Raw genomic sequence first — 13,734 nt, 5'->3', positions numbered from 1 at the left:
TAGAGCGACGAAGCTACTTACTCATTGATTAAGCAAGGGAGGCTGATTATTCAGCCTTCTTTTTTGGAAAAAATATGACCGAACAACAATTTCAAACTGTCGCAGGCTTATCGCTAGTTAGCCGCTTCTTCTACCAAGCTTTTCACCAGGCACCTACTGCTGAGTTTGTTGATGCCATTTATCAAAATGACCTGATTGGCCAGTGGCCGCTGGATGCCGATAATGACTCTGTTGAGCAGGGGCTTGAATTACTGAAAAACAAACCTGAAATTAAATCACTGGCAGATGATTACCAAGCCTTGTTCATCGGGCCTGATGCCTTGAAAGCTGCGCCTTGGGCTTCGGTTTACCTGACGGAAGATCAAACCCTGTTTGGCCCGCCTACCTTGGCGATTAAAGCCTTTTACGCCCAGTTTGGCATCGAGATTGATACCGGAGAGCGCGAGCCAGAAGACCACATCGGTTTGATCTTTACGTTCCTTGCCCATTTGACTGAAATGGCTTTGCAGCAAGAGGTTGATGAAGACAAGCAATTACCGATTTTATGTGTCTTGGAAAAGTTTCTGAGTGAGCATGTACTGACTTGGGCTCCTCGCATGCTGCATATCATGCGCGAGCAGGCTGAGACAGATTTTTACCGCGGCATCAGCTTCGCTGCCGAAGGCACGCTGCGCCAGTTTGCCCAGTTGGTGAAAGCCGACTACCGAATTGTGCGCTTATACCGCTAATAGAATGAAACGGTAGGCAGGGTGATGGAAGAGAAAAGCGAGAAGTATTACAAAGCGGTGCTGGAGCACAAGCAAGTCAGTCGTAGGGGGTTGTTTCGTGGTTTGCTGGGCGGGGTGAAGAAAACCCACCAGGCCGCTGTGTTGGAGCCTTTCACACGTAAAGCCGCCCGTCCTCCGCAAGCTGTTGATGAAACGCTGTTGGATAAGCTATGTGATGGTTGCGGAGAATGCGAGAAAGCCTGCCCGCAGCAAGTGATTGCGATGATCGATGGCAAGCCAGAGCTGCACCTAGACTGCAACTATTGCACGGATTGCGGTGAGTGTCAGAAAGCTTGCCCAACTAAAGCTTTATCTAACAACGTGGCCTCAACGGGGATGATCCCTGTGTTTAGCGGTGCCTGTCGCCGTGTTTTGCATGGCTATTGCGATATGTGTGCAGAAGAATGCCCGAAACAGGCAATTGATCTCAGTGAAAAACGCCCTGCTGTAGTCAAAGAGAGTTGTACTGGCTGTGGTCAATGCCGGTCTTCTTGCCCTATGGGGGCGATCAGTTTTGAATTAACGGCAATTCAGCCTGCCTCTGTCTAGGAATCGTTCAGGATAGCTCAGGGATAGCGCGGTTTTCCTGAAAACAGAAAAAGCGGCGAGTACCTATGCTTTCATAGTTATGTAAGCATGTACTCGCCGCTTTTTTGTTGGTTAGAAACCGCCGGAATTAGCTGCCGTAATACATACAGATACGGCTGCCATCGACTTCTTGGATCTTGAATGGGATATTGTAGATGTCTTCCATGATTGACTGTTGGATGACCTCATCAACCTTGCCGCTTTTTATTACTTCGCCTTTGCGCATCGCAACGATGTTGTCTGAATAACAAGAAGCAAAATTGATATCGTGGATCACGATAACGACGGCCTTGTTCATCTTGTGGGCAAGACGGCGGATAGTCTGCATGATTTCCACCGAGTGCTTGATATCCAGGTTATTCAGCGGCTCATCGAGGAAGATGTAGTCGGTATCTTGCGCGACCACCATGGCAATGAATGCCATTTGGCGTTGGCCGCCACTGAGTTGATCAAGGAACTTATCCTGAATCTCGGTGATATCTAGGTGCTCAAGAGCCTCATCGATAATACGGTTATCTTCGTTGGTTAGGCGGCCCTTGCTATGCGGGAAACGGCCAAAGGCAACCAGTTCACGAATGGTAAAACGCATATTGATATTGTTCGACTGGCGCAATACCGCCAGGCGAGTAGATAGCTCTTGGGTATCCCACTGTGAGAGCGGCTTGCCAGCAATCAGCACCTCACCGGCATCACTTTCTGTTAGGCGGCTAGCCATTGAAAGTAGGGTACTTTTACCGGCACCATTAGGGCCAATAATCGAAGTCACCTCTCCTAATGGGAACAGGGCACTCGCCTCGCTAACCACCAAGTTGCCGTTATATTTTTTTGAGAGTCCAGTTAACTTAATCATGATAAATCAAAACTTGTTACGCATTAGAAGGAAGAGGAAGTAACTACCACCAACAAAGTTGATGATGACGCTGATAGTGGTATCGAAAGCGAAGACGGTCTCGATGAGCCATTGGCCGCCAACAAGCAGCACAATCGACATGGTACTGGCAGCTAGCATCAGGAAGCGGTGGTGGTAACTGCGAAATAGTTGGCGGGTTAAGCTCACCACGATCAAGCCAAAGAACAGTACTGGGCCAACCAGAGCCGTTGAGATAGCGACCATGACAGTGATCACCATCATGACCTGCATGGTCACCTTATGGGTATCAACCCCAAGGCTTTTGGCATTGTCAGTCCCCAACCAGAACACATCAAGCTTATTGGAAAGGGAGAACAGCAACGCAAGGCAAATGCCAAGAGGGATAATCGACCAGTAAACCAATTGCCCATTGACGTTATTGAAACTGGCGAACATGGTGTTTTGCAAGTTGGCGAACTCATTCGGATCCAGAATCATAGTAAAGAAACTGGTAATACTGCTGAACAAGCTACCGCAAATAATACCAATCAATAGCAAGGTGAAGACATTGCTGTTGGCCCGGCGGAAATACAGGCTAAACAGTAACATAGAGAAGCCGCTCATGGTGAGTGTTGTAAGCAGGAAGTTCACCTTGGCATCGGCAAACCACACGCTCATGCTGCCGAACATCACCACGATAATCACCTGTATCATCACATAGAGTGAATCGAACCCTAGGATCGAAGGCGTCAGGATACGGTTATTGGTAATGGTCTGGAATACTAGCGACGAGTTTGAAATGGCAATCGCGGCCAGCACAATTGCCATTACCTTAGGTAGGCGTAGCGACAAGAAGAACTGATAGTTCTGGGCGTTGAGGCCTTGGCCAATGAAATAGGCAGTAATGAGTAACCCAAATACCGCAAGTAGGGAAACTTTAACACCATCACGCATTGGATTTATCCTTCAGAACAAGAGCAATGAAGATAGCCCCACCGAAAATACTGATGATCATCGAGATAGGCATTTCATAAGGGAAAATAATCAAGCGACCCAGGATGTCACAGGCCAGTACCATCACCACACCCCAGTAGGCCGTCCAAGGCAGGTTGCGGCGCATGTTATCGCCCATAAAGATAGCGACCAGATTAGGAACAATGAGGCCAAGAAACGGAATAACACCGACGATCATCACTACTGTTGAAGCCAAGATGGCGACGATCAATACACCGATAAATACAATTTTCTGGTAATCCAGGCCGATATTTTTGGCAAAGCTCTCACCAACACTGGCAGCGCTGAATTGGCTGGCGAAGTAGTAGGCAACCAAACAGGCGGGTAGGGCTAGGTATAGGAACTCGTAATTGCCTTGCAGTACTGACGCAAAGTTAGCGACAGTCCAAGCCGACATGGTTTGAACCAAGTCATAGCGATAGGCAATAAAGGTGGTCATTGCCGAGATCACGTTGCCATACATGATGCCGATAAGCGGAACCAAAACGGCATTCTTGAACTGCAAGCGCTGTAAAAACTGAACAAAGACCTGCGTACCAACCAGCGCAAAAGTCAGAATTACGCCAAGGCTGATCCAGCGGTTGGCACCAGCGAAAAAGACAATACCCAGCACATAGCCCAACATTGCACAATCAATCGTACCAGTTGTCGATGGGGCGGCGAATCTGTTTTGGCAGACCTGCTGCATGATCAAACCTGCGACGCTCAAACCTGCGCCAGCAAGGCAAATAGCCAGTAAACGCGGTAAGCGACTGCCGAATAGAATGGAAAGGGTATGCTCATCGCCAGCGAGAAAACTCCCTAGGCTGATATTGGCGACACCAATAAAGAGCGAAAAGGCCGCGAGTGGGACAAGGGCAATAACGGCCCAGAATAATTTTTTATTATGCATGGTAATAATGCCCGGCTAACGCCGGGCTGATAGGTTGTTATTGAGTAGACATTACCGCTTTTCGTGCATCATCAATCATGACTTCAGTGGCGTTAACACCAGCGATTGTCAGGTACCATGCACTTGGGTTTAGGAACACAATGCGGTTGTTCTTGTACGCTGGGGTACTTTTGACTAGCGGGTTATCAAATAGCTGCTGGGCTTTGCCAGAGCTTTGGCCAATTGCGCTTTCGCGATCAAGCACGAATAGTACATCAGGGGCTGCATCGGCGATGAATTCAAATGAAATCAGGTTGCCGTGAGGGTTTTGTGTATCAGAAGTACGTGCTGGCTCGAAGCCGAATTCATCAAATAGCACCGAGAAGCGGCTCACTTCACCGAACATGGATACGTTGTTACCGTTGTTCATTACCGCTAGGATTTTCAGCCCTTGCGCTTGAACTTGCTCACGCACTTCAGCCATTTGGGCTTCAGTTTCTTTAATCAGCTGCTCGGCTTCTGCTTCTTTGTCGAAGATTTTGCCCAGCATACGCCAGTTGTTCTTGGTGTCTTCCCAGTAGTTGCCATTTTCAACAACGTGCATAACCGTCGGCGCAATTTGCGATAGGGTCGGGTAGGCATCTGCCATGCGGCTCTCTGCAATGATTACGTCAGGCTGAAGGGTGAAGATTTGCTCAAAATTGGCTTCTTTCATGCTGCCGATATGAGTGGCTTTCTCACTGTAATCTGAAAGGTATTCCGGCAGCATGGTTGTTACAGCACCTACAGGCTCAATCCCCAAACGGTTTAGAGTATCAAGGCTGCCATGGCCACCAACGACCACAACACGCTGCGGGGTCTGCTCTATGGTAGTTGTGCCTAATGAGTGCTCAACGGTCACTGATTCTGCAAGAGCTGGGAAATTGATAGCCATTGCACCCACAAGAAGTGCTGATTTTAACGCAGTGGAAAAGTGAGTCATAACGAACCTTGTAAACTTGAAGCTGATTAAAAGCTGATAAGTGCAATCTAATCACAAATGAGAATTGTTTTTATTGATATTGCTCATGAAAGTGGCATAAATCATAGTAATATTAATTATTATTTACACTCTAGAGCGTCGAAAGCTATCTGTAGCACAGTTCATTTGACCTACGGTATTTTGACTTTGAATAGTGGTTATTCAATATTTGAATATGCAATCTATGCGTATTTTGATTTTGAGTTATGCGTTTTCGTTGGATAGCGTGCCAGGTTAACTGTGTTGAGATAAATGGAAAGTTGTTATTGAATTATGAAGTTATGCCAAATAGATATCAGCCAGCCGTCGGTGAGCCGCTCGTTGCAAAAGTGCCGGGTTCTGTTCAATGATGACTTGTTGGTTCGATCTAGCCACGGTTATGAATTGACGCCGAAGGCTGAATCGGTAAAAACCGAGATCAGCTCTATGCTGGCCTCATTGGATCGCCTGGTACATGACCAAGAGTTTGATCCTTGAGATTGATACCGTGCCTAAGCGGCATTTTGATGCGCTCATAGCAGGTGACGTGCATTTCGTCTTATCGACACAGCAACCACCCTCTTTTGAGCAGAATATTTATCGTAGCTTCATAGCATCTCGTGATTACAGGCTGCTGATGAGTGCCGACCACCCCATGGCACAGCAGGAGCTCACCCCTGAAAAATTGGCTGCATGCCAGTTTGGCCAAATTTCATTACATGGTGATCGCAACCTATCGATAGAACAGCGCTTTAGGGATCTTGGTTTGTCGGACAGGAACAAACCGGTTTCCACGCCGTTAATGCTGACCAATTTCAACGTTGCCCCGGCAATGGCGGAGCACTCAGATGTGATCTTCCACCTGCCAACGCCATTTGCCGAAGAAGCCTGCATCAACCGCAATTTAGTGGCTCGACCTGTGCCGGAAGGGTTAAGATCACCTTATCAAGATGTCTATTTGTATTGGCATAAGCGATACCACAATGATGAGCTTTGTATGTGGGTAAGGGATATTATCAAGCAACTGCATATAAGCTAAAAAGTGAATTTAATATGCAGTAATTATCTAAATATTGAATAATCACAATTCAAAACCCGAATGGAACTTGTATTGCCATTTTTATGAATAATATGTCTAATGCGAATCATTATCATTATCATTATCATTATATTTGGCTTTATAGTTCTATATAGGGACGTTTATGTATACCAGCACCTCTTTCATTCGTAAGCCTTTGGCACTTGCTGTTGCTTCTGTGTTTTTCTCTGTTCCTGCGTACGCAGAGTTTGACCTTCATGAAGAACAAACAGATGAGCAGATGGTTGTTACGGCAACACGTACTGAGACCACATTGGCAAAAGCTCCGGCGTCAATTGCAGTGGTGACAGAAGAAGATATTTTGTCAGAGCCGAGCCTTGCGCTGAATGACTTGGTCAAAGATATTGCTGGTGTCGAAAGCCAAATGGATGGCGGACGAGCAGGGCGTGAGATGATTTCCATCCGTGGCCTAAACCCGAAATTCACCATGATTTTGGTCGATGGCCGTAAACTAAGTTCTTCTAATGCCATTTTCCGCGGTAATGACTTTGATTTATCAGCAATCCCAAAAGAAAGCATCGAGAGAATTGAAGTGATCCGTGGCCCAATGTCTGCTCTATATGGCTCGGAAGCATTAGGCGGTGTGATCAACGTGATCACCAAAAAGCCAACTAATGAATGGAATTCGCAAATCAGTGGCGATTACAGCTACCGTGATGATGACAACGGTGGTCAATACTCTGCTGGGTTTAAAACTTCCGGTGCGCTGATTGATGATGAACTGTATATGACGTTTTCTGTTAGCCAAACACAGCGTGATGCTTATAGCGCTTTCTCTGGCCAGGCAGAAGGCTCTAATGGTGAATATGACCGTTCACAAGCGACTACGCTTGAAGAGCGCGAAACCCTTGCGGTAAGCGGTAATCTTCTTTGGTATATCAATGATATGCATGACATTGCTTTTGACTTTTCTTATACCGATGATGAACGTGACGGTATGATTGAGTCGACCGTTGGCCTTACTGACTCCGACTCACGTGTTAAGCGTGATATGCAGGCACTGACTTACAACGGTATGTTTGACTGGGGTGAGGCTCAACTTCGCTATAACCGTGATGCGGTATCAAGCGTCGATGCGGCAGAAATTGACACCGGCGTTTCAGACATTGATGAGACAAACCAGCAAGTCTATGGCCACGGTACGACTTACTTTGGCAACCATACATTGACGTTCGGTGGTGAATGGAGTTATTCGGAGCTTAAGAACCCTCAGAGTTTAACGGAAACGGGTAAGGCTGATGTTCATGAGCAGGCGCTGTTTGTACAGGATCAGTGGGACATTAACGACGCGTATACGCTGACTTATGGCACTCGCCTCGACTTTCACGAATCATACGGTAGCCACTGGAGCCCACGTGCTTACTTGGTGAATACAGTGACGGATAAGTTGACGTTGAAGGGTGGTGTAGGCTCTGCGTTCAATGCACCGACATTGCTGCAAACGTCAGAAGAAAATATCATCAACAGCTGTAAGGGTGACTGTCAGGTTGTTGGTAACCCAGATCTAGATCCTGAAACCAGCGTCAGCTACGAGATTTCTGCGATTTACAACGAAGCAACTTGGGGTATTGAAGCCGGTCTGTTCCGCAATGATATCAAGAATTTGATTGATCAGGACCGTGACAATGCAATTGGTATCTCACCTGATGGACGTGATATTTACACCTATAAGAATATCAATAAAGCCATGACACAGGGTCTAGAGCTTACTGCGCACTATGATGTGACTGAGTCAATTCAGCTTAACGGTGCCTACACGTATCTTGATACTGAAGATAAAACGACTGGTAAAGCTCTTGAAGATCGTCCAGACCATCAAGCGAATGTACGTGCTACTTGGTATGCGACTGATTACATTGATACCTTCCTACGTGTTAACTACACAGGCGAAGCTCTGATTGATTCTGGTAGTGATTTATACCGTCCAAGCTTCACGACTGCTGACCTAGGTATGAACTACCTTATCAACAGCGATTGGCGTCTGCGCGCGGGCGTGCGCAACATTACTGATGAGCAGTTTGATGATTTCGAAGTGACCCGTCGTAGCTATTCGATTGAGCCACGCAGCTGGTACTTGGGTATGACAGCTAATTTCTAATCTCGGATTAGAGCCAAAAATAAACGGGAGCCTGAATTAGGCTCCCGTTTTGTTTTGTTGAAACTAGAGATTGAGCTTAAATACCCACCGTCATGTGCAAGCCGTAGAAAATTCCGCGGCCAACCAATTCTGATAGCAGTACCAAGCCAAAGCTCAACACCATAACAGGAACACCAGGGCGGCTGTTCATCAGGTTTGGGATGAACCACACTGCTAGAGCACCGAGCAATAGCCCGACACGGATAACCTGCAATTGAACCATATTAGGGATTAGCTCAGCAGCCGTAGTAACTGAGGTTTGGATATCTCCCAGACCGATAAGCTGGCTGACTAAGGCTGTCAGGCTAATTGCTACCGCTAACGAGCCAACAAATGGCAAGATGCGATCTAGGGTTGCCATCTTGTGCTGTGAGCCTGTAAGTAACAAATGGCCGAAGATCAGGCCAGATGTCAGCATCGTCATTACAAAGGCAATCGGGGTATAAACAGTATTCCAAGTCGGTACCGTATCAAGCAGGTACAGTTTGATCATGGAGTACATAAAGGCGATACCCACCAGCATACCGGATGCAAGTAGCAGTTTGCGCAGCGCTTCGTTGCCTTTGTCTAACACCTCTAACAACCAGTAACCACCACCAAGGGCAAAGAATACGCTGCCGGTGAATATTTCATTGGATAGCCAAGAGCTACCCACCTGATTGAGGGCGTTAAAAGCACGCAGCGGGCTACCTAGGTGCATAGTAGAAGCCGCGAAACCCAGCCCCATTAATACCCACAGGATGAACATCGCCTTGTGCAGGCGGTCGCTAACGCCCACACACAGATTGCCTTTCAAGATCACGCCACCGAGTAACAAGTAGGCGCCTACGGCAGTTTGTGCCAGCACGGTAAATAGGATCAGGGGCCATTCATGCCAAGCCATCTTATACCTCCTTAGGGTTTGCTAGGAAACCGCTGCGATCGCCGGTTGGGCGGGCGTGACGATTTGGTTTAATGACAATGTTTGGTTTTGTTTTTAGCGATGAAGGCAGTGGGGCGACATCAGCATTGGTACCGTATTTCTTGCGTAGCTCATCGATAGGACCAAATTCCAAAGCACGCAGTGGGCAAGAGCCGACACAGATAGGCTCAAGGCCCTGACCGACACGTTCGTAACAACCATCACATTTGGTCATGTGGCCTTTGTCGGCATCGTATTGAGGGGCGCCGTAAGGACAAGCCATTGAACAGTACTGGCAGCCAATACAGGTATCGGTATCAACGATAACCAGGCCATCTTCTTTGCGCTTGTGCATGGCGCCCGATGGGCAAACTTTGGCACAGGCTGGCTCATCACAATGGTTACAGGCGATAGATAGGTAGTAGGAGAACACATCCTGGCGGAAGGTTTCGCCTTCTTTGACCCAATTGCCGCCGGTGTACTCGTAGACACGGCGGTAATTCACGCCGATGTCTGAATCTTTGTTGTCCTTGCACGATAGCTGACAGGTTTTACAGCCGGTGCATTTGCTTGAATCAATATAAAAACCGTATTGTTTCATGGTTTAAACCTTATGCTTTTTTCAGCAGTTGCACGTCGATGAGGTTGGTATGCTGTGGGTTCCCTTTGGCCAATGGGCTTGGTCTTAGGGTTGTCAGCACGTTCATGCTACCGCCATGATCTACACCGTTCTTATCCGGTGCATACCAAGCACCCTCGCCAAGGGCTGTGACGCCAGGCATCATTCTTGGAGTGACTTTAGCGGTGAGGTGTATCTCGCCTCGTTCGTTGAAGATACGAACTGGATCATCGTGCTTAATTCCGCGTTGCTGGGCATCCATAGGGTTAAGCCAAATCTGCTGCGGTGCGGCTTCCATTATTTGTTTCACATTACCGTAGGTAGAGTGGGTACGAGACTTGTAGTGGAAACCTGTGAGCTGTAGTGGGTATTGACTGCGTTTAGGATCATCCCAGCCGTCATGGGTGGAGGCATAGACGGGTAATGGGTGGATAACATCATCTTCAGGCAGATCCCACTCGGCAGCGATATTGGCTAAGCGCTCTGAATAGATTTCAATTTTGCCTGATGGGGTTGCCAGAGGGTTACTGTCAGGATCCTTTCGGAAACTTTCGTGGGCAACGAAATGTTCTGTCTTACGTTTGTAGATTCCCTTTTCACGCATAGCCTCAAAGTCTGGTAGGCTTGGGTCTGCCTTGCGCGTTTCTGCGTATAGGTGGCGTAACCAGCCTTCTTGATCCCGACCTTCCGTAAATTCTTTCTCAATACCAAGTCGCTTGGCGACTTCAGTACAAATGTCGTAGATGCTGCGTGCTTCAAAGACAGGGGAGATCGCTTGGCTAGCAAAGATGAAGTACGGCATATTTGCCGCAGCCCCGTCCATACAGAAATCTGATTGCTCGGAAGTGGTGAGATCCGGAAGCACGATGTCTGCATATTTGGCTGATGAGGTCATGTGGTTGTCGATAACGACAATCATCTCACAGGCTTTATCATCCTGCAGGATTTCATGGGTGCGGTTGATGTCAGAATGCTGGTTCACCATGCTATTGCCCGCATAGTTCCAGATGAACTTGATTGGCACATCGAGTTTGTCTTTACCGCGAACACCATCTGCTTTTGCGGTCATCTCTGTGCCTCTGAAGATGGCATCGGTCCATAAGAAGAATGATATTGACGTTTTGACTGGATTCTCTGGAATAGGGAAGCGAACGAAAGGAATAGACGTGTTGCCTTCACGCGCCCCTGTACCACCGCCAGCAATACCGACGTTACCCGTCAAAATTGAGAGCATCGAAATAGCGCGTGCCGTAAGCTCACCGTTAGCATGACGCTGTGGCCCCCACCCTTGAAAAATTGCGCATGGCTTAGTCGAGGCAATTTCACGGGATAGTTTTATGATGACATCTGCTGGTATACCGGTAATGTTAGCAGCCCAGGCTGGTGTTTTTTCAATACCATCAACATCACGCCCTAAGATGTAGGACTTGTAGTCAGAGTTGGCTGGTGCCGAGGCCGGCAATGTTTTTTCATCGTAGCCAACACAATACTTATCGAGAAATGGCTGGTCGACCAGATCTTCTTTGATCATGACGTGGGCCATACCGGCGACAAGCGCGGCATCAGTACCCGGGCGGATTGGGATCCACTGATCTTCACGACCGCCAGCAGTGTCGGTATAGCGAGGATCGATGACAATCATCTTGGCGTTTGAGCGGTTTTTAGACTCTGTTAAGTGGTGTATTTGGCCACCACCAGACATGCGGGTTTCCGCTGGGTTGTTACCAAACTGAACAATGAGTTTAGTGTTTTCGATATCTGAAAAAGAGTTATTCGCACCGCTTCCAAAGGTGTAAGGTAAACCTGCGGAGATTTGTGCTGTAGAGTAGGTGCCATAGTGGTTCAAGTAGCCGCCACTTAGATTCATTAGGCGAGCAAGAAGGCTTGAGCCAGGAGGCCAAGACTTGGTGACTGTGCCACCTAAGGTACCCGTACCGTATTGGAGGTAAATGGCCTCGTTGCCATAATCTTTACGGATCCGCATTAAATTATTGGCAATTTCGTCAAAGGCCTCATCCCAACTGATACGCTTGAATTTGCCTTCACCACGTTTGCCAACCCGTTTCATTGGGTACTTTAGGCGATCAGGATTGTATACCCGGCGGCGCATAGAGCGACCACGTAAACAGGCTCGAACCTGGTGGTTACCGTATTCATCATCACCGGTATTGTCGGTTTCAACCCATTTGATCTCGCCGTCGGCAACGTGCATCCGCAGCGGACACCGGCTGCCGCAGTTTACAGTACAGGCGCTCCAGACAATTTTTTCTTCGGAAGGAGTTGTTGCCGCAGCAACAGGGGATGACTTAAAGGGTAGGGAAATACTACCGGCAACGGCTGCTAACCCGCCTACCGCAGACGTGGATTTCATGAAATCACGACGACTGAAGTTAGGGGAGAAGAGCTGCTTAATTGTATTTTTCATAGCACGACATTCTCTTGATTTTCGTTATTCACACTACTTTAGAGGTAGAGTTCTTTTGAGATAATCGACTGGTCGTATTAGGCTAGCTTTGTTTTCTATCAATAAACGGCGCATATAAATGCGATAGCGGCATAAAATGTAACGGGTTGTGATATTCATCATACAAAAATGTAGAGTGTGAATTACGTCTTACATATCAGTGCGTTATGTAATGATATTTATTCTTATTTTGGTTGTGTTTGTCATGATTATGGTTTGACGGTTAGTTATATCTAAAAAAATATAAAAACAGACGGTTCACCATTGCCTCATGAGCATGATCATTGAGAGACTTCGCCTTGTTTGTTCAAGAGGCTGGTGGTTTTAAGATGACGATGGCTAACTTTGATTCCGTGAAGACGAAGATAGGGATGTTTCTTCTATGCCTGAAGTTTGGACTCGGCGTATTTTTTGCGACTTGGTTTCTGGCAGGGAATTGGGATGATCTGCTTGAGTTGCTAGTCTACATTCCGTAATCGCTAGGTGTGCAGACTGAAAACAAAATGCAAGCAAGATGCAAAAAGGGAGAAACGGCAATGGCCATTTCTCCCTTTGATCTATTTGACGTCAGCTAAATATTACAGACCGACGGTCATGTGTAGGCCATAGAACACGCCACGGCCAACTAGCTCTGAAAGCAGTACCAGCGCAAAGCTCACGCCCATAACAGGCATCGCTGGACGGCTGTTCATCAGGTTAGGAATGAACCATACCGCTAGGGCTGCAAGCAGAAGACCAATACGGATGATCTGCAGTTGCGCCATGTTCGGAATCAGCTCTGCTGCTGTGATCACTGATGTTTGGATATCAGCCAGGCCAATTAGCTGGCTAACAAGAGCAACCAAGCTAACGACAACAGCGATTGCACCTACGTATGGCAATACTCGGTCTAGGCCAGCCATCTTATGCTGGGCACCAGTTAGTAGCAGGTGACCAAAGATAAGGCCAGAAATCACCATAGTGCTCAGGAAGGCGATAGGTGTGTAAACCGTGTTCCACGTCGGTACTGTGTCCAGTAGGTACAGTTTGGTCATTGAGAACATAAAGCTCAGGCCAACCACCATACCGGCTACAAGCAGGGCTTTACGGATTTTCTCGCTGCCCTTGTCCAGCATTTCAAGCAGCCAGTAAACACCACCTAGGCCAAAGAAGGCACTACCGGTGAAGATCTCGTTAGACAACCAAGAGCTACCCACATTGTTCAGCGCATTGAATGCACGTAGTGGGCTACCTAGGTGCATGGTTGAAGCCATGAAGCCAAGGCCCATTAGCACCCAGATGAAGAACATCGCTTTGTGCAGGCGATCATTGACGCCAATACACAATTTGCCGCTCAGGATCACTGCACCAAGCAGGATGAAAGCACCAACAGCAGTTTGTGCCAATACTGTAAATAGGATCAGAGGCCACTCATGCCAAGCCAT

At 47.6% G+C, this 13,734-nt stretch carries 11 protein-coding genes and 1 pseudogene; 4 read left to right on the top strand and 8 right to left on the bottom strand.

Features of this window, described 5'->3' with window-relative positions; all coding sequences use genetic code 11:
• The first annotated feature begins 74 nt into the window (after nucleotides 1–74).
• Nucleotides 75–728, top strand: coding sequence for a TorD/DmsD family molecular chaperone (locus tag ACXAGQ_RS19820; RefSeq protein ID WP_475256171.1), 654 nt, complete (start codon nucleotides 75–77; stop codon nucleotides 726–728).
• A 24-nt stretch (nucleotides 729–752) separates the two neighbouring features.
• Nucleotides 753–1,316, top strand: coding sequence for a 4Fe-4S binding protein (locus ACXAGQ_RS19815; protein ID WP_475256170.1), 564 nt, complete (start codon nucleotides 753–755; stop codon nucleotides 1,314–1,316).
• A 127-nt stretch (nucleotides 1,317–1,443) separates the two neighbouring features.
• Here the strand turns inward: ACXAGQ_RS19815 and ACXAGQ_RS19810 are convergent, their stop codons facing one another.
• The 4 genes from ACXAGQ_RS19810 to ACXAGQ_RS19795 are packed head-to-tail and all read right to left on the bottom strand — an operon-like array spanning nucleotide 1,444 to nucleotide 5,072.
• Nucleotides 1,444–2,205: an iron ABC transporter ATP-binding protein gene (locus ACXAGQ_RS19810; protein ID WP_475256169.1), complete on the bottom strand. Its 762-nt coding sequence runs from the start codon at nucleotides 2,203–2,205 to the stop codon at nucleotides 1,444–1,446.
• Between the two features lie 6 nt (nucleotides 2,206–2,211).
• On the bottom strand, nucleotides 2,212–3,159 hold the full coding sequence (locus tag ACXAGQ_RS19805) for an iron chelate uptake ABC transporter family permease subunit (RefSeq protein WP_475256168.1): 948 nt from the start codon (nucleotides 3,157–3,159) through the stop codon (nucleotides 2,212–2,214).
• Entirely contained in the window at nucleotides 3,152–4,111 is a 960-nt protein-coding gene (locus ACXAGQ_RS19800; protein WP_475256167.1) for an ABC transporter permease, read from the bottom strand. The genes ACXAGQ_RS19805 and ACXAGQ_RS19800 overlap by 8 nt, the downstream gene beginning before the upstream one ends.
• A gap of 37 nt (nucleotides 4,112–4,148) precedes the next feature.
• The gene (locus tag ACXAGQ_RS19795; protein WP_475256166.1) at nucleotides 4,149–5,072 is read right to left on the bottom strand and encodes a siderophore ABC transporter substrate-binding protein; all 924 of its coding nucleotides are present in this window, start codon (nucleotides 5,070–5,072) and stop codon (nucleotides 4,149–4,151) included.
• Nucleotides 5,073–5,399: 327 nt separating this feature from the next.
• Here ACXAGQ_RS19795 and ACXAGQ_RS19790 point away from each other — a divergent pair.
• Both ACXAGQ_RS19790 and ACXAGQ_RS19785 read left to right on the top strand, forming a co-directional pair.
• A pseudogene (locus tag ACXAGQ_RS19790) lies at nucleotides 5,400–6,129 on the top strand (LysR family transcriptional regulator); the annotation flags it as partial.
• Between the two features lie 163 nt (nucleotides 6,130–6,292).
• Nucleotides 6,293–8,287 carry a TonB-dependent receptor domain-containing protein gene (locus ACXAGQ_RS19785; RefSeq protein ID WP_475256165.1) on the top strand — a complete coding sequence of 665 codons (1,995 nt, stop codon included), beginning with the start codon at nucleotides 6,293–6,295 and terminating at the stop codon, nucleotides 8,285–8,287.
• Between the two features lie 76 nt (nucleotides 8,288–8,363).
• Here ACXAGQ_RS19785 and ACXAGQ_RS19780 read toward each other — a convergent pair whose 3' ends face one another.
• The 4 genes from ACXAGQ_RS19780 to ACXAGQ_RS19765 form a co-directional block, all read right to left on the bottom strand.
• Nucleotides 8,364–9,209: a dimethyl sulfoxide reductase anchor subunit family protein gene (locus tag ACXAGQ_RS19780; RefSeq protein ID WP_475256164.1), complete on the bottom strand. Its 846-nt coding sequence runs from the start codon at nucleotides 9,207–9,209 to the stop codon at nucleotides 8,364–8,366.
• Between the two features lies 1 nt (nucleotide 9,210).
• Complete coding sequence (locus ACXAGQ_RS19775; RefSeq protein ID WP_475245037.1) at nucleotides 9,211–9,828, bottom strand: DMSO/selenate family reductase complex B subunit; 618 nt, start codon at nucleotides 9,826–9,828, stop codon at nucleotides 9,211–9,213.
• Between the two features lie 10 nt (nucleotides 9,829–9,838).
• Nucleotides 9,839–12,271, bottom strand: a complete 2,433-nt coding sequence (locus ACXAGQ_RS19770) for a DmsA/YnfE/YnfF family dimethyl sulfoxide reductase (protein ID WP_475256163.1) — start codon at nucleotides 12,269–12,271, stop codon at nucleotides 9,839–9,841.
• Between the two features lie 617 nt (nucleotides 12,272–12,888).
• Entirely contained in the window at nucleotides 12,889–13,734 is an 846-nt protein-coding gene (locus ACXAGQ_RS19765; RefSeq protein WP_475256162.1) for a DmsC/YnfH family molybdoenzyme membrane anchor subunit, read from the bottom strand.

It is taken from the genome of Photobacterium sp. ABD4_091 (genome assembly GCF_056160145.1).
This window is presented reverse-complemented; position numbering and strand designations above follow the sequence as displayed.

Coding starts and splice junctions, on each gene's coding strand:
- ACXAGQ_RS19800 (WP_475256167.1), bottom strand. CDS start 4,111: ATGCATAATAAAAAATTATTCTGGGCCGTTATTGCCCTTGTCCCACTC.
- ACXAGQ_RS19780 (WP_475256164.1), bottom strand. CDS start 9,209: ATGGCTTGGCATGAATGGCCCCTGATCCTATTTACCGTGCTGGCACAA.
- ACXAGQ_RS19770 (WP_475256163.1), bottom strand. CDS start 12,271: ATGAAAAATACAATTAAGCAGCTCTTCTCCCCTAACTTCAGTCGTCGT.
- ACXAGQ_RS19765 (WP_475256162.1), bottom strand. CDS start 13,734: ATGGCTTGGCATGAGTGGCCTCTGATCCTATTTACAGTATTGGCACAA.
- ACXAGQ_RS19795 (WP_475256166.1), bottom strand. CDS start 5,072: ATGACTCACTTTTCCACTGCGTTAAAATCAGCACTTCTTGTGGGTGCA.
- ACXAGQ_RS19820 (WP_475256171.1), top strand. CDS start 75: ATGACCGAACAACAATTTCAAACTGTCGCAGGCTTATCGCTAGTTAGC.
- ACXAGQ_RS19805 (WP_475256168.1), bottom strand. CDS start 3,159: ATGCGTGATGGTGTTAAAGTTTCCCTACTTGCGGTATTTGGGTTACTC.
- ACXAGQ_RS19815 (WP_475256170.1), top strand. CDS start 753: ATGGAAGAGAAAAGCGAGAAGTATTACAAAGCGGTGCTGGAGCACAAG.
- ACXAGQ_RS19775 (WP_475245037.1), bottom strand. CDS start 9,828: ATGAAACAATACGGTTTTTATATTGATTCAAGCAAATGCACCGGCTGT.
- ACXAGQ_RS19785 (WP_475256165.1), top strand. CDS start 6,293: ATGTATACCAGCACCTCTTTCATTCGTAAGCCTTTGGCACTTGCTGTT.
- ACXAGQ_RS19810 (WP_475256169.1), bottom strand. CDS start 2,205: ATGATTAAGTTAACTGGACTCTCAAAAAAATATAACGGCAACTTGGTG.